Raw genomic sequence first — 15,673 nt, forward strand, 5'->3', positions numbered from 1 at the left:
TATTAACGTACACCTCAACCCAAAAAATATGATGAGGTTAAGATATTTTGATGATTATCTGGTTGAGAATGTTTTAGTGTTTAAAAACACCTCACAATACGATACCGTGATCAGCAGGAAAATTGTTGCTGATAAGATATTGGAATTTAGGTACAGCCTTATGGATTTGGCAAAAGATAAAGCGTATTTTTATATGTTCTATGCTGAAAAGGGCACTGTACTGAACCTTAAATTAGAAAATTTTGAGCTAATAGATTTAGATCATAAGCCCTACCTGTTTGTTAGCAATTTTTTGGATATTGATAACTCTATGTTCAGCAATAATAAGAATGGTAATTTTGCTGACCTGTATGACGGCAATGAGCATATACTTTATCGAAATTTTCAGATTATCGACTCACTCCAGCTGCTTGAAAAGATTGACGGGCATACTGTGTCCTTATGGAAAGAGATAGTAAATAATTTTTATATTGAAAGGTTAACGAGATTAAATTATACTGATCATACAACATATATAGATAGTCTAACTAAAAAACTAGAAAAACTTTTACTACAGAAAACAGAAACCAACAGCCCGGCCTTAGCTTCGGCGATTTATTCTCTGATTCATTATTCACAAATAAAAAACAAGGTTACTGATAATATATATACATCATTAATAGAAATTATAAAATTAAACACTGAGAAAAGATATAAATGTGGTATTGCCTTTAATTTATTGCATAATTTTCCTGAGAAAAGTTCGGCCTTGTATTTAAAAAGTTATGAGCTGTTCAAGAATAACTTGCCCGATTCCAATTTTCAGGATCAAGAATATGCAAAAGCTATAATACCTAATCAAAAAACATTTGATAGATCGATTATTAAATTGTTTACCATCAATAACGCTGTGGTAACATTGGATGATGTTTTTAAGAAACATAAGGGGAAAATAATTATGTTCGATTTCTGGGCTACTTGGTGTATCCCCTGTATAGAAGAAATGCTCTACCTTGAAATCACAAAAAAGAAATTCTTAAATAAGAACATTGTTTTTATAAGTATTGCCCTTGATAAGGATGTTAAGAGTATGGAATGGAAAAATCTTTCGGCACGGTTAAAAATTACAGGAGATCAATATAGAGTTATAGAGAAATCGAATAAAGCCATTAGCAATTATTATGGAATTGTGATCATACCTAAGTATATGCTTTTTGATCAAAAGGGAATGTTGATCAATGATGATTTTGTAAAACCTTCGGATAAAAGTTTTGATGAGAAAATATTGAAGTATGTCAATTAGTTTGTTGAAACAGCTAAGTAAAGGGACTGAAGAATTGTTTTTGTATTAAAAATACTTCATTGAATTTTGTACAAAAAGGGGCTCACGATTACAAACGAAAAGCCCCTAGAACGAGTACCGACGTACATCGGTATCGCTTATTTAACCTTGCGAAGGACAACAAATTTTTGAATAAACAAAGTTAAACTTAAAAAAATGAAACAAGTAAGCTTACTCAGCAAGGCTGAGATGAAACAAATCATAGGTGGCGTGATGGACAAAGAACTACTTTAAACTATTGTTTAAATCAAGTGGACAATTTACCATCCACAGGAAATGCTGATGCTGATGCGGTTCTAAGCGAGGTAGGTCAAGGCATGTGTTGGGATGCCTATGAACAAATGACGTAATGAAAATAAATGGGATTTTAATAATACTCTTTTTATCAATCCGAAGCCTGCATGCGCAAGTTTCAGATTGTACAATAATTGGAAAGACTGATAATACAAGCGAAATGAAGTTTGTTTATTTAGTCAATTTGGAAAATAAAAGTTTGACTGTAAGTCCTATCATTTCAGATGAATTTTCATTCAATGTTAAGAGAAATAAAGAACTAGAGTTAGCTAATATTATTTTGGCATCTGATTCTTTAAAAACATTTGAATATTTTTCTGCTAAATTAAAAAACAATAATATAGATAGTAGACGAATTGCCCTGGAAGATATGGAAATTCGAATAACTACTTCCATAAATAACGCAGTAATAATACCGGGTAAATTTCTGGGTAAAGATTCTCTAAGAACGTATGCAGAGGTATTTGAAGAACGGAAAATGGGCATTTATAGTTCAACGTCAATCGCCATCGAGGATTTGGAGATCATTATTATAACTAACATACGGGAAGCGGCTGTTAATGGCGGAGCTTTTAATAGGGATATTGATCACATGAACCTGGCCATTAAAGCAAATAAATATGAGGAGTTTTTTGAGCAGCACACAGATTCGCCAATATCGTTGAAATTGCTCAAGGCGTTGGTTGTCGTCAATAAGAAAAAATTGCCATTTGGAGGTGTATCTAATTTGAATGTTAAATATTTCTATAAAGTGCTATCTGAACAGTTGAAAAATTCTGAAGAAGGCAAAGAATTGTGGCAAAAAATAATAACAGATTAATATGTTAAGATTTCTTAATAAGAGGAAGCGCTGGGGAGAAAACTAAAAATGATATGTGCTCATTAACACTGTAGGTTTTTGTAGTCAATCCGGGAAACACCAGTTTTTTTGGAGAAATTCAGATACCACAATACAACATGGGCAAGATACATGTTGGCGAACGTACTTTGGTAAAATTAAGAAGTTATCCTTATGAGCAATATGGAATGATTACGGGTCGGTTGACTTATATATCTGATGTGGCCTATCGCGACAGTGTGTTTGTGGCCAAGGTTGGTTTTGAACATTTTGAGAATAAGGATCCGGGCAGGAAAGTCGTGTTGAAAAATGGAATGCAAGCAGATGCAGAGATCATTACTGAAGAAAGTTCCCTTTTACAAAGGTTTTTTAGAAATATAATTAAAGTGATAAATATAAGGTAAACTTCTGCGCCAGATGTATTTACTGTTGGAAGCGATGACATTCGGAAAGGAATATTAGCTTGCTGCTTAGGTGTTCAGAATGTTGATACTTAATTGGTGTCAAAAAGTCATTACATTGGAAAACTTATTTCGTTTAGCCTTTTTTGACAGTCATAAAATTACATAATAGTAAGTGTGTATAAAGCTTTTACTCCATGTTATCTCACTCAAATGAAGGCGGGAAAGTTAATTAAAGAGGATGGATAAACTTGATAAAGATCAAACCAGGTTCGCCGCTCCTTTTGGAAATGCTTAATTAATTGAAAGACTCCCTGAACTCCTTTGGAGAAAGACTTGTCTTGCTCTTAAACAATCTGCTAAAGGACTGCAGATGTTCAAAGCCAAGCTCATAAGAGATCTCGCTGACCGATAGACTGGTTGTAGAGAGTTTTTCCTTTGCCAGCGCTATAAGCTTTCCGTGGAGGTACTGTTGAGTGCTCTGCCCAATGAGCGATTTGAGCATGCCGGTAAGGTAGCCTGCGGAAATATTTAGCTTTTCTGCGATATAGTTTACGGTAGGCAGACCTTTATTTGCCAGATCGCCATTCTGAAAATATTGGCCAATCAGATCTTCCAATCGATTTAAGATCTCGTGGCTGACCACCTTTCTGGTAATGAACTGCCGCTGATAAAATCGCTCTGAATAACTGAGTAACAATTCGAGTTGTGCAATGATTATCTGCTGGGTAAAACCATCAATATTGGTATTTGCTTCAATTTTAAGCTGTGTAGTGATGGCATTGAGCGTATTTTCCTCTGCATCCGATACGTGAAGTGCTTCATATAGGGAGTAGTCAAAGAAGTCGTATTGTTTTATCGTCTTCGCCAGGTGTGTTCCCCACAGTAAATCGGCATGAAAGAGGATCATCCATCCCGTAGGCCGGTGTTCCCTGTTCTCAGCAATTTCTACTGTGAATACCTGACCGGGAGCCATGAAGAAGAGCACACCATCATCAAAATCGCTGATCTGCTGACCATACCTGATCCTGGCATCGGGCACTCTTTTCAGCGCGATGGAATAGAAGTCGTAGATCATGCTTACCTGACCATTGGCCATGGGCATTTTGACGTCTTGCATATTCACCACGCTAACCAGCGGGTGCCCTGGTTTGGGCAGACCAGCCAGTTTGTGGTATTCTGAAATAGTTTTAAAATGATATCTATGTAAACTCTCCATTGAGGTAAGATATCAAAAATATACATTTCCCTGCAAATCCTGCATCAGGGTTGGATGACTTGGATGCCAGTTCAATTGCGCTCTGGTACTGGCAGCCGAGGCAGGACCATCAATGCCTGCGAAGTGTTCGAACCAGGTAAAGTGCTCAGATGCTTCTTTACCTGATTTGGAAACCACGGGCAATCCAAGCTTTGATCCGATCGCTTCCGCTATAGACTTTAGTGTAATGGATTCCTCTGCCACACCATGGAAACGCATTCCGGGAATGGTGTTTTGAAGTGCGAGCTGGAATAGTACGGCTGCGTCCAGGCGGTGTACGGCCGTCCATCTGTTCTCTCCCTGGTCTACATAGGCAGATACCCCACTCTTTTTGGCCAGATCTATCAGCATGGGAATAAAGCCGTGGCGATCGCCATTACCATGTACTGAGGGTGAAAGGCGTACGACCGATACATTGATTCCCTTTTCAGCAAGTCTGTCAACTGCCTGCTCTGATGCCGCCCTTGGGTTCAGGGAATGTTCATAATCTGGAAAGATATTCTCCGTTACCACCTGTCTGGAGCCCACTACAAGCGTTCCTGAAGTGACGATCAAGGGGCGATTGGTGCCGGCCAGTGCATTTCCCAATGCTTCAATGGCCTTGCGATCAATTTCACAAACCTCCTTGAATCTTGAAAAATCATGGATGAATCCTGTATGGATAACGGCATCTGCAGATCTTGCTCCTGCTGTTAAACTTTTTAAATCCTCAAGGTCACCATCATGTACTTCTGCGCCTAAAGACTGAAGTGTTTTTTTTGCCTGCTCATTTCTGGCAAGGCCAACCACCTGGTGTCCTGCGCGGATCAACTCTTCCACCACTGCGGAGCCTACAAATCCGGTGGCTCCTGTAACAAAAATTCTCATCATTTATAATATTTAGATGTCAACACTTCCATCTGGTAATTGATTTGATCCTTTTGGGAATTCTACCATTGTACCACTGACGAACCATGCAAAGGTCACTAACGATAACTAATAATATTTAACCGAATCAGGCTTTGATTTAGCCAAAATCGGAATCATTCTTTTTTTTTGACCTAATGAATGTTAAGGTTCCTGACATAAAAGATCATGGCATTTCAGTTGATCAGGTTATGATGTTCTCATTTCATTTATTAGCTTCTTTTTATGATTTTTTCCCCATTGTTCCATGGGCTTTATAATTTGGCCAATGCTATAGCAATAGTCTGTTACATCATACTCAATTTTGACAGGGGAATCACTCACTATTGTTCTGCTAACCAGTAAATTTTCCTCCAGATGCTTCAGTTCTTTAGATAATACCCTGTTTGTAATATTAGGAATCGCCATTGCAATATCATTAAACCGTTTATTGCCTTCATAAATAGAAAGAACAATTGCCAATTTCCATTTGCCTCCAAGCACGAACATCGTATCCTGTACAGCTTGTATTTTTTCCTTGAATCTTTTTTCGTTTGTAGCCATAATTAAGTATCCTTTTGTATACAAGTATCAAAAATATACTTTTTTCGTTTTATGTTTGCAGTGTAACACTAAACATTGTTTATATGAAAACGATTTTCATAACAGGCGCTTCATCAGGCATAGGGAAGTCAGCCGCAAAATTATTTCATTCTCGCGGTTGGCATGTAATTGCCACGATGCGTAGCCCGGAAAAGGAACTATCGCTGCTTAGTAATCTAACCATTTTACCATTGGATGTTACTGACCCTGAGCAAATAAAGTTAACTGTTGAAAGTGCGATTTCATTGATTAATATAGATGTCGTCTTGAATAATGCAGGATATGCATTGTTTGGTGCAATGGAGGCTTTCAGTGATGAACAAATTACAAGTCAGATCAACACTAATCTTTTGGGAACAATGCGTGTTACACAGGCATTTATTCCGTATTTCAGAGAGAAGAAAAACGGTTTATTCGTCAATGTTACATCCATAGCAGGATTAGTAGCATATCCTTTTAGCCACGTATATCATGCTACGAAATGGGCACTGGAAGGCTGGAGCGAAAGTTTATCTATTGAGCTGGCACCTTTTAATATTGGTGTTAAAACAATTTCGCCGAGTGGAACCCAGTCCGATTTTCTTACCCGTTCTTCTGAATTGGTATCTCATCCGGTGTATGACGATGCGATGCAAAAAATGTTAGGGGGATTTAAATTTACTAATACAGCAGAACAGGTTGCAGAAATTATCTACGATGCTGCTACCGATGGTAAAGATCAGCTTCGTTATCTTGCCGGTGAAAGTGCAAAAACAACATATGCAAGACGTCTGGAAATAGGTGCAGAGGAATTTAGAAAAGAAATCACTAAAACCTATTTGACCATACAAAAATCCTGATATTTTTCTATAACTGATCTTTGTTCATCAGTAAAAATATGTTTTGTTAACTTCCAATTCTATGTTATGCCATAGAAAATCATTTTCCTTGAACATGTTTTTCCAATATTGGAATGAGAATTTTTATTTCCCTTCGCAATTCTTCAGCCCCTTTTTTGAATGCAATATGGTCTGAAGCATCAGTTTCCTGTATTCTTCTACAAATCTCTGCCAAATTTATAAGACCGGCAGACGCAGACATGCCATACAACTTATGTGATAAATAAACCACCATCTGAGAATCCTTAGGCTGTATTTTTTTATTTAATTGACTAAGGGCCTGGTTAAGTTGATTAACAGTAATGCCAATAATTTTCTTCAGTTTTACTGGGTTTTTTTCAAAATAGGATTCTAGTTTTTCACTATTAAAATGATTCGGATTTTGGTCATCTGCGATAGCCTGTTTAGGTAATTCCGGCTTTTCAGACTTAAATAACCACTTGTTTAATATGGCCTCGATATTCTCTTCCAAAACTGGTTTGGTAATAAAATCATCCATGCCTGCAGCAATGCTTTTCTCTCTTTCCCCCATTACATTCGCCGCGGTCAAAGCGATAATCGGAGTTCTTTTCCCTTTTTCGATTGATCTGATTTTAGTAGAGCATTCATATCCATTCATTTCTGGCATCTGTATATCCATGAAAATGGCGTCAAAAGATTCCTTTTGGAATATTTCAACCCCTATAACGCCGTTTTCTGCTTCCAGTATTACACTTTGTGGCAAGATTTTCTCGATAAACGAACGGGTTAGGAATCTATTTACTTCGTTATCTTCAACAATCAAAAATCTGAACTCCCGCTGATCGCTTGAAATTGTCTGTGAAAGTGGTTGAGGTGGACTGGAAAATGTATCCTTGGTTTTTATTCTGGTCAAAGCAAGGTAAAGCTCGTTCATTTTGATGGGTTTGAGCAACCGGTTATCAATCTCAAGCTCATGGCAGGCCTTGATAATTTTTCCATCATCTGATGAGCTATGTAAAAGGATTACGGGAAGCTTTTCATCGCCAGCCATAAAATTTTCTCTAATTTTTGCTGCGGTTTCCAGACCATCCATGTACTGCATGTGGTAATCCATTAATATAGCGTCGTACGTCCGCCCTTCCGCTAAAAACTGGAGTGCTTCAAACCCATTTCTGGCATGGTCAGACTGAATGTTTTTTAGTGAAAGCATATCACCTAATATTTTCCTGTTATTGTCATTATCGTCTACAATCAGAACTTTATTTATGATTTCTATTCCTATCCATTCTATAGGGTCACCTTGTTCAGAGCGCAGATTTAAGTCAAAGTAAAAAACGCTTCCCTCACCTAAAGAACTTTCCAGGTGGAGGCGGCTATCCATCATCTTTAATAGTTTGTTCGATATCGCCAGGCCTAATCCTGTTCCACCATATTTTTTTGTGGTTGAAGAATCCTCCTGAGCAAATGCATCAAAAATTTTAGCCTGCACTCCTTTAGCAATTCCGATACCGGTATCGCGAACACTGAATCGGAGTAAGTGGTGGTTTTTACTTTTTTTTAGGGCTTGTATTTTAAGTTCTATCTCTCCCTTAGCTGTAAATTTCGCTGCGTTTCCTAAAAGATTAATCAATACCTGTTTTAACCGGAGGGCGTCAGTCCATATAAATCTTGGAAGATCCGGAGGGACATTTAACAACATTTCTAAGTTCTTTGTCTGAATTTGATAGTTGGTAATGTCACTAGCCTGCCAGGCAATCTCATAAAGATCACACCTTTCTATGTCAAGCTCAAATTTACCAGCCTCAATTTTTGAGAAATCCAAAATATCGTTTATAATGTTTAACAGTGCATTGGCAGACTGATTTACGATTTTCAGATATTGCTGTTGTGTATTATTCAGCTGTGTTTTTAATACAAGATCAGTGAAGCCAATAACACCATTTAATGGTGTTCTGATTTCATGGCTCATATTTGCAAGAAATTCAGACTTCGCTGAGTTGGCGAGATCGGCCCGTAATCTGGCCACAGTTAACTCTTCACGATGCTTAACACTCGCTGAAATATTGTGTGTAAAGATCATCATGCCACCTATGGAATTATCTGGTCTATACCATGGTCTCATTTCCCATGCAATATGATGAGTGGTTTTGGTATTTACATCAACATATACATCTTCATCTTTTTTAACAACCTGCCCTTTTAATACCGCTTTGTGAACAGCTTTCCGTTCTTCAGATAAATTTGGGAAAACATCGTAATATGATAATCCCTTAATGCTCCCCTTTATCTGTGTATAATCTTTTATCCAGGTTCTGCTTGCCATCAGAAAACGCATGTCTTTATCTATCATTGCTACAGATGCTGGTGCGTTTTCGATGAAAGCAATCAGTAATGCTTTTTCTATGGCAAGTTCTTTTTCAATTGTTTCCTTTTGGGTGATGTCGATCGAGATTCCCAGATAGCCAATTATCTCACCCTTGCTATCTCTTATTGAAGTGATGGATAACGATACCCTTACCCGTTTGCCAAATTTAGTGATAAAGGTAAATATTCTTTCTTTTTCAGGGCGATCTGCACATTGTTTGTAAAAACCAAATCCCGAAACTTCTAAGCCATCAGCAGAATTGAAATCATTGCAAAGTTCTGTAACTTCCTTTTGATCGTGAAATATTACCGGGCTGTGCTTCCCGATTATTTCTTCGGCAGCATATCCAAGTAGCTGCTCAGAGCCCTTGTTGAACACGGTTATTATTCCTTCTAAATCGGTGGCAATAATGCTCACTCCCGTAGCTGCTGAAAGCACATCATCCAGTAGTTTTTTGGATTCTATAACCTCTAATTGTGCACGTTTTTGCTCATCAATATTCTGAATGGTACCATAAACACGAGTTGGTGTGTTTTTTGCCAATTCTGCATTTCCTTTAGTTCGTACCCAGATATCCCTTCCGTTAAAATCCGTGATCTCGAGTTCCAGATCCCAATCCTTACCAGTATTAAGGCAATCCTCCATTGCCTGCACAATCTTTTCTCTGCTTTCTCCGGGTTTGTAAAACTCGACTGCATTTTCTTTCGTAGGAATAAATCCTTCTGGAACACCGTAGATTTCACGGGTAACTCTAGACCAGAACAGTTTCTGATCAAATAAATTAAGCTCCCATCCACCTATTTTTGATAGGCTGCTGGTTTCCTCTAACAAATTCTTGGTGTGGATAAGATCATTTTCTAATTTTTTCTGATCTGTGATATCTACTGCATTGCCAACAATGTAAGGATCGCCGTCGAGATCCCACTGCAATATGTTTGAGTATAGCCATAACCTTTTCTCTCCGGATTTGTGTCTGGTAATCATATGGCCTTTAGAGTAACCATTCTCTAATATATCAATGAGATATTGGCGCAAGTTTTCATGCCTTTCTGCCGGAACAATGTCAAAAAGGCTTTTATCAAGCAATTCCGACTTGGAGTAGCCGAGTGTTTTTGCTCCCGCCGGATTCAGGGAGATTAAGTTTCCATGAATATCATGCGTGCACATCAATCCTTGTGAACTTTCGAAAAATGCTTTTAACTTCTGCTCGCTTACCTTTAGCGCCTGGTTTTTCTCAAGATCAGCCGTAACATCCCTTCCGATTGCAAACATGTTTCCATCCGTTTTTTCAGTTGTAGCGGTCCACTCAATCATTCTATATCCACCTCCCTTTATGGATATTTGATGAACAGGATTCTCATCCAGCAGGCTGTTTTTCAGATTATCCCATACCGTTTTTGCTTCTTCCAGCCCTTCACTTGGAACAATATCAAAGATGGTTTTGCGCTTTAGCTCTTTCTTACTCCATCCCAATCGTTTAGTGAAACATGGGTTTACCATCTTGAAGCTCCAATCTTCGCCTAAAATACAGATAAGGTCTTCTGAGTTATTGATCAGTAAACTGAAGTTTTTGTATTCGTGCTTTTTTCTACGGTCTATAATGATTGAAATGACTTCTTCAGCTACTAACGAAAGAAGTTTTTGCTGTACTGGGGTTAGTTTTTTTGGTGTTCTATCCAATACGCATAAGGTTCCTAAAGTAAATCCATTGGAATCTATTAAAGGGTAACCGGCGTAAAATCTGGCTGCTACTCCGCTTACTACCAAAGGGTCATTCTTAAAACGTTCGTCTGCCAGGGTATCTTCCACTATGAAAATCTCCTTGGTTCGAGTGGCATAATCACATAATGTAGATTTTTTTGGCAATTGTTCTATATCAAGCCCTTTAGCCGATTTATACCAGATTTTGTTCTCGTCTACAAAGGAAATCAGTGATATTTTGCACTCACAAATTAAGGAAGCGATTTCTGTGAGTCTATCAAAATCACGCTCCTGATCAGAGTCTATGATTTCATAGCTATAAAGTGCCCCCAGATGAGCTGATTCATTTTCTTGCATTTCAATCTATTTTGAACAGTTAGCAAATATAAGCCTGTATATTACAAGAATCTTCTGTGTTCCGAAGCAACCATTTTCAAAGATTCTATAAATACTTATGTTTCCAACAGCTTCCTCGTACCGCAATTAATTATTAAATATCGACAAAAATAGTTAGAATAATCTGTCTTGAACCTTTTCTGGTTGGGTTATAATATTTTGAAGAATTTTTTGAGGTTAAACACTAATTTAACAGCTGAGTGTTAAATTTAGTTTTAGCTGTATGCTCATCAACGCTTTATTATACGCTCTCTTTTTGAAAAAGCGCTGGAATTGTCCTAAATATAAGTTTGATGTCATTGATGAAACTTTGGTTCTTTGCATAGGTATTATCCAAAGTTAAACGTTCTTCTTCACTCATTTTTCCCTTACCTCTTTTTTCAACTTGCCATAAACCCGTTAATCCAGCCGGCGCTGCGAACCTGAGAACATATTTATCAGTGGTAAGTTTCTCAGCTTCATAGATGGGTAATGGCCGATTTCCAACAATGCTCATATCTCCCTTAATTACGTTCCAAAGTTGGGGCAATTCGTCAATACTGGTGTTTCTGATAAAATTGCCAACTTTAGTTATTCTTGGATCGTTAGCTATTTTGAAAAAAGCAGATCCATTTTTTAATGAATTGACATAAATGTCGTCTTTTTCACACCACTGGGCCCCGTCCGCATAGATCGGGTATTGACATTTTCCCGTTTGAATGCAAGTATCACAAAGCACCGGACCTACCTGACTAACTTGATCTTTTTTCTGATCGATATTATATTGATTAAGATGCATCAGGTCTTTAACTTTCTGATCAGCATTGACGTACATTGATCTGAACTTGTAAAATCTGAATACTTTGAATCCTGTTCCTGTTCTTAGAGAATAGTAAAATACTGGCCCTTTAGACTCTACCCATATCGAAAATGCCACCAATGCGAGCAAGGGAAATAGTAAGATCAGTGCAGCGCCTGCAAAAAAAATATCGAACATGCGCTTGGCGAATCCGATATGGTAAACCTGCCTGGTACCAATTGGTAGTTCCCTAGTTAGTGGATTCCAATGTCGTATAAAAAAAATCACACGTTTTTCTATACGCTTTTTTTGTAACGGTAGTCTGAATACGTCAGAGATCCCAGCCGTAAGCGCTAATATCCTTAAATTTGAATTGAAGTATTTTACAACTAAAAAGAATGGTGTACGTGGCATTTCCCGATTTTTGAGGGTTTCAATCAACGAAAGCCCCCCATTGGATAATATTTCGCTGTAAGAAATAACAGCTATGATTTCCAGCTTTTTCTCCGTCCAATCTTGTACAAGCTTCATCCCGTTCTCAAAATAAGCCAACGTTCTGCCTTCAAAGTCGCAACTGTCAAAAAAAGTGCGCAAAAAATCCTCGTTAAAGCCTACCAGGGCAATTATTTGAGTGTTTTTTTTATCTATTGTATCCACATTTTCCATTACGAAGTACTTTTTCCAGCACGTCTCAATACCATTTTTATTCTTGCCTCAAGCTCTGCCGGGTTAAATGGTTTAACTACAAAATCATCAGCACCTGCATCCAGGCACTTAATACGTTTAGACGAGCTTTCCTCACCCGATAGGATCATTATCGGAAGTGAGCCGAAGAAATCACTAATTTTGATCTGCTCAATTAATTCCAGCCCATTCATGTTTGGTGTGTTCAGATCCGAAATAATCAGATCTGGAATATTTCCACTTTGTAAAAAGGCTAATGCACTTAATCCGTCTGGTCTTATATCTATGCGATAGTTTACGTGCAGAATCTCGTCAAGTATTGCTTGCATAAATTCATCATCCTCAACAAGGAGTATGTGTGTTTTGGGACTGTGTTTTTTGCTCATCGGGAAAACGTATTGTAGCGCATGTATGGAAAATTCTTTGAAAATCTAAGTGAGAAAATAGTGATTAAACCAGCCAGATACAACCTGATCTTCTATATTTATTACCTGGATTACAAACTGAGTAAATATACAGAAATGCATTTTGGGTCTTAGTTATTTTAATATCAATTGATATACAATTATAAAAAAAAAACAAGCTAGTTTGTGAATTATTCCTTTTAGGAGTGATGTAGTTTAATGCTGACATTAATGTACATATCGCTAAAACTTATTTCTGAAATTATTTTATGCCTGGAAGGCATAGAAGAACTGTACAAACAAGATCAAAGGAGTAAACTCTAACATGCCGGTCTATATTATCTCATTCGGCAAAGCAGGTTGCCACCTACAGAGTGAGCCCGTAAACAGTCTGTGATGCAATAGGGGAGATGAAGAAGAAGTAATCATTACAATTAAAACTTTCCTAAGGATAAACCCAATTCCAATGGCCAATAATCTCCTGCATACAGTTAATGTATTTGTAATAGGCGGGAATTTATCTATTTTATTATACTTGTTACTATTAAAATTCTAATTAAAGGGGTAATTTTGTAGATTTAGGCATATATAATCATCTAAGTTCATGGGCACCAATTTTTTATCGTTCGAAGTCATTCAATTGAACAGGCTTTTCCCTTACTTTATATTGTTAGATACAGATATGTGTATCCGACAAATGAGTGATTTACTTAAAAATATTTGTGGAGATTGTACAGGAAATAAATTTTTCGATCATTTTGAAAGTTTGGATCTCAGGAACGATATTGATCAGCATACGTTCGGCAAGACCATAAATATTAGCCTGAAAACGTTAAATGGATCAGTTACAGGAAAGTTGGAAAGCATGGGTTCCCATGAATTATATTTTTTCGCAGGGGAAAAATATCGGGAAAAAGACAGTCAATGGATAATGACGGCCAATACTGATGCTGGCTTAGACGCCATTGATCATAAACCTGACGCCCCCTCTTTATCAGAGCGCCATGATTTTGACAATATTATCAAAAAAATGGGCTTTGGCCTTCTGGAAATGGACATAAACGGAGAAATAATTTATGCCAATGATATCTTTTGTACGATGTCTGGATACGACCTGACTTATATAAAAGGTAAAATTCCCGGTCAATTGTTTGCAAATGAATTTTTCTCTACTCAACATTTACCAGTTTCAACAAACGATCTTGTTTCGGAATTAAATGAAATTGAATTTCTGGATGCAAATGGTGATCAAAAATTGTGGCTGGCAAGTCGTTCAATAAATTATAATAATAGAAATGAGAATCATGGCTGGGTAATCATTTGCCTTGATATAAGTCAGTACAGAAGTGTTGAGCAGAAGCTTATCATGGCAAAAATGGATGCAGAAAGAATGGCAAATGTTAAGGAAATGTTCTTGGCAAATATGAGTCATGAAATTAGAACGCCAATGAATGCAATCATGAGCATGTCCAATCAACTTTCTAAAACTACCCTGAATACTGAACAGGATTACTACGTTCAGACTATTCAAACGGCTTCAAAAAACCTCTTGGTAATTATTAACGACATCTTGGATCTCTCAAAAATTGATGCAGGGATGCTAAAACTGGAGTACATTGGTTTTAACCTTTCTATGGTGCTTACCGATGTAATGCAGGTAATTATGCATAAAGCCCAAAAAAAAGGATTAGAAATCGGTTATATTCCTCCTATGGACATAAATATCTCAAATGTGTTGATGGGGGATCCTTACAGAATTAACCAGGTGGTATTAAACCTGATGAGTAACGCAATCAAATTCACTGAGAAGGGATCGGTGTTTTTAACTGCTACCGTTTTACAAGACCATGAAGATAGTCAGGAAATTGAGATTTTGGTTAAGGATACAGGAATTGGAATGGATCCTGAGTTTGTCGATCGTCTGTTCGACAACTTTAGTCAGGAATACGAATCTGTATCACGTAAATATGGCGGAACGGGGCTGGGAATGAGTATCTCACAAAAACTGGTAAGTCAAATGGGCGGGCATTTCAAAGTGAAAAGTAAAAAAGGTGAGGGATCAGAGATTTCTTTTGTAGTCGATTTCAAGAAAGGATTGAGTACTGACCTTCCCAATGAAACAAAAACGATTCATAACGAAGATTTATTTTTGGGCAGGAAAATCCTTATCGTTGATGATAATGAGATGAACAGACTGGTTGCCAGCACAATCCTGCTCAGCTACGGTGCGCAGGTAATAATCGCTGAAAATGGAGAAATAGCGTTGCAGATGGTTAGTGAAGAGGGTTACGATATCATTCTTATGGATATTCAAATGCCTGTACTTAATGGATATGATACAACGAGAATGCTAAGAGAACGGGGGTACGAGGGAATCATCATTGCACTCACTGCTTCTGCCATTCTTGGGGAAAGAGAGAAGTGTATTGGTGCAGGCATGGATGACTATATCACCAAGCCTATAAATGAAGAACTGCTGGTTAGCGTGTTAGATAGTTGGATGAAGAGGAAAGCTGATCCCATCAAGGTTCCGGAGTTAAATTTACCACTATATAATTTAGATGGTCTTCGCTTAATAAGTAAAGGGAGGGAAGATTTTGTCACCAAAATGATTGAGCTGTTTTGCGAACAAATGCCGGTTGCATTAACTGATCTCAATTCTTCTATACAGCAAAATGATCTTCCTCAAGTCTCGAAAATAGCACATAAACTTAAATCAACTATTGATCATCTCGGTATTATGTCTATCCAGCGTACGATAAGATCTATTGAAACGCTTAGCGACGAAAATGGAAGTAATGAGGAATTACTTTTAATGATTGCTGAAGTTGATTCCACACTTAATCAGGTTATAAAGGAACTCAAATTGGAGATCATGGAAAGGAACAAAGTATAAAAATGGATTA

At 37.5% G+C, this 15,673-nt stretch carries 11 protein-coding genes; 5 read left to right on the plus strand and 6 right to left on the minus strand.

The features are described 5' to 3' along the window. Positions 1-28 precede the first annotated feature (28 nt). The 3 genes from DU508_RS11220 (at position 29) to DU508_RS11230 (ending at position 2,857) form a co-directional block, all read left to right on the plus strand. Positions 29-1,282 carry a TlpA family protein disulfide reductase gene (locus DU508_RS11220; protein ID WP_158542159.1) on the plus strand — a complete coding sequence of 418 codons (1,254 nt, stop codon included), beginning with the start codon at positions 29-31 and terminating at the stop codon, positions 1,280-1,282. A 388-nt stretch (positions 1,283-1,670) separates the two neighbouring features. Further along, the gene (locus DU508_RS11225; RefSeq protein ID WP_147273616.1) at positions 1,671-2,435 is read left to right on the plus strand and encodes a hypothetical protein; all 765 of its coding nucleotides are present in this window, start codon (positions 1,671-1,673) and stop codon (positions 2,433-2,435) included. A 137-nt stretch (positions 2,436-2,572) separates the two neighbouring features. After that, a complete protein-coding gene (locus DU508_RS11230; RefSeq protein ID WP_115402911.1) occupies positions 2,573-2,857 on the plus strand; it encodes a putative HlyD family type I secretion protein in 285 nt (94 codons plus the stop codon). 295 nt (positions 2,858-3,152) lie between these two features. Here DU508_RS11230 and DU508_RS11235 read toward each other — a convergent pair whose 3' ends face one another. The 3 genes from DU508_RS11235 to DU508_RS11245 all read right to left on the minus strand — a co-directional run bounded on the left by DU508_RS11235 (position 3,153) and on the right by DU508_RS11245 (position 5,561). Continuing rightward, positions 3,153-4,073, minus strand: a complete 921-nt coding sequence (locus tag DU508_RS11235; RefSeq protein WP_115402912.1) for a helix-turn-helix domain-containing protein — start codon at positions 4,071-4,073, stop codon at positions 3,153-3,155. 12 nt (positions 4,074-4,085) lie between these two features. Beyond that, the gene (locus DU508_RS11240; RefSeq protein WP_233509498.1) at positions 4,086-4,982 is read right to left on the minus strand and encodes an SDR family oxidoreductase; all 897 of its coding nucleotides are present in this window, start codon (positions 4,980-4,982) and stop codon (positions 4,086-4,088) included. A 225-nt stretch (positions 4,983-5,207) separates the two neighbouring features. Beyond that, positions 5,208-5,561 carry a winged helix-turn-helix transcriptional regulator gene (locus DU508_RS11245; RefSeq protein ID WP_115402913.1) on the minus strand — a complete coding sequence of 118 codons (354 nt, stop codon included), beginning with the start codon at positions 5,559-5,561 and terminating at the stop codon, positions 5,208-5,210. An 83-nt stretch (positions 5,562-5,644) separates the two neighbouring features. On the opposite strand from DU508_RS11245, the gene DU508_RS11250 reads away from it, so the two are divergent. Continuing rightward, positions 5,645-6,439, plus strand: a complete 795-nt coding sequence (locus DU508_RS11250) for an SDR family oxidoreductase (protein ID WP_115402914.1) — start codon at positions 5,645-5,647, stop codon at positions 6,437-6,439. A 79-nt stretch (positions 6,440-6,518) separates the two neighbouring features. Here the strand turns inward: DU508_RS11250 and DU508_RS11255 are convergent, their stop codons facing one another. The 3 genes from DU508_RS11255 to DU508_RS11265 form a co-directional block, all read right to left on the minus strand. Next, positions 6,519-10,862, minus strand: a complete 4,344-nt coding sequence (locus DU508_RS11255) for a PAS domain S-box protein (protein WP_115402915.1) — start codon at positions 10,860-10,862, stop codon at positions 6,519-6,521. 280 nt (positions 10,863-11,142) lie between these two features. Further along, positions 11,143-12,345, minus strand: coding sequence for a sugar transferase (locus DU508_RS24250; protein WP_199562696.1), 1,203 nt, complete (start codon positions 12,343-12,345; stop codon positions 11,143-11,145). Beyond that, complete coding sequence (locus DU508_RS11265; protein ID WP_115402916.1) at positions 12,345-12,749, minus strand: response regulator transcription factor; 405 nt, start codon at positions 12,747-12,749, stop codon at positions 12,345-12,347. The genes DU508_RS24250 and DU508_RS11265 overlap by 1 nt, the downstream gene beginning before the upstream one ends. A 622-nt stretch (positions 12,750-13,371) precedes the next feature. On the opposite strand from DU508_RS11265, the gene DU508_RS11270 reads away from it, so the two are divergent. Then, positions 13,372-15,663 carry an ATP-binding protein gene (locus tag DU508_RS11270; RefSeq protein WP_115402917.1) on the plus strand — a complete coding sequence of 764 codons (2,292 nt, stop codon included), beginning with the start codon at positions 13,372-13,374 and terminating at the stop codon, positions 15,661-15,663. The last annotated feature ends 10 nt before the right edge of the window (positions 15,664-15,673 follow it).

The sequence above is a fragment of the Pedobacter chinensis genome, assembly GCF_003339865.1.
Taxonomy (GTDB): Bacteria; Bacteroidota; Bacteroidia; order Sphingobacteriales; family Sphingobacteriaceae; genus Pedobacter; species Pedobacter chinensis.

What these genes read in the sequence shown, in the direction of transcription:
- DU508_RS11255 (WP_115402915.1), bottom strand. Translation starts at nt 10,862, where the DNA reads ATGCAAGAAAATGAATCAGCTCATCTGGGGGCACTTTATAGCTATGAA.
- DU508_RS11225 (WP_147273616.1), top strand. Translation starts at nt 1,671, where the DNA reads ATGAAAATAAATGGGATTTTAATAATACTCTTTTTATCAATCCGAAGC.
- DU508_RS11265 (WP_115402916.1), bottom strand. Translation starts at nt 12,749, where the DNA reads ATGAGCAAAAAACACAGTCCCAAAACACACATACTCCTTGTTGAGGAT.
- DU508_RS11220 (WP_158542159.1), top strand. Translation starts at nt 29, where the DNA reads ATGATGAGGTTAAGATATTTTGATGATTATCTGGTTGAGAATGTTTTA.
- DU508_RS11245 (WP_115402913.1), bottom strand. Translation starts at nt 5,561, where the DNA reads ATGGCTACAAACGAAAAAAGATTCAAGGAAAAAATACAAGCTGTACAG.
- DU508_RS11230 (WP_115402911.1), top strand. Translation starts at nt 2,573, where the DNA reads ATGGGCAAGATACATGTTGGCGAACGTACTTTGGTAAAATTAAGAAGT.
- DU508_RS11270 (WP_115402917.1), top strand. Translation starts at nt 13,372, where the DNA reads ATGGGCACCAATTTTTTATCGTTCGAAGTCATTCAATTGAACAGGCTT.
- DU508_RS11235 (WP_115402912.1), bottom strand. Translation starts at nt 4,073, where the DNA reads ATGGAGAGTTTACATAGATATCATTTTAAAACTATTTCAGAATACCAC.
- DU508_RS11240 (WP_233509498.1), bottom strand. Translation starts at nt 4,982, where the DNA reads ATGATGAGAATTTTTGTTACAGGAGCCACCGGATTTGTAGGCTCCGCA.
- DU508_RS11250 (WP_115402914.1), top strand. Translation starts at nt 5,645, where the DNA reads ATGAAAACGATTTTCATAACAGGCGCTTCATCAGGCATAGGGAAGTCA.
- DU508_RS24250 (WP_199562696.1), bottom strand. Translation starts at nt 12,345, where the DNA reads ATGGAAAATGTGGATACAATAGATAAAAAAAACACTCAAATAATTGCC.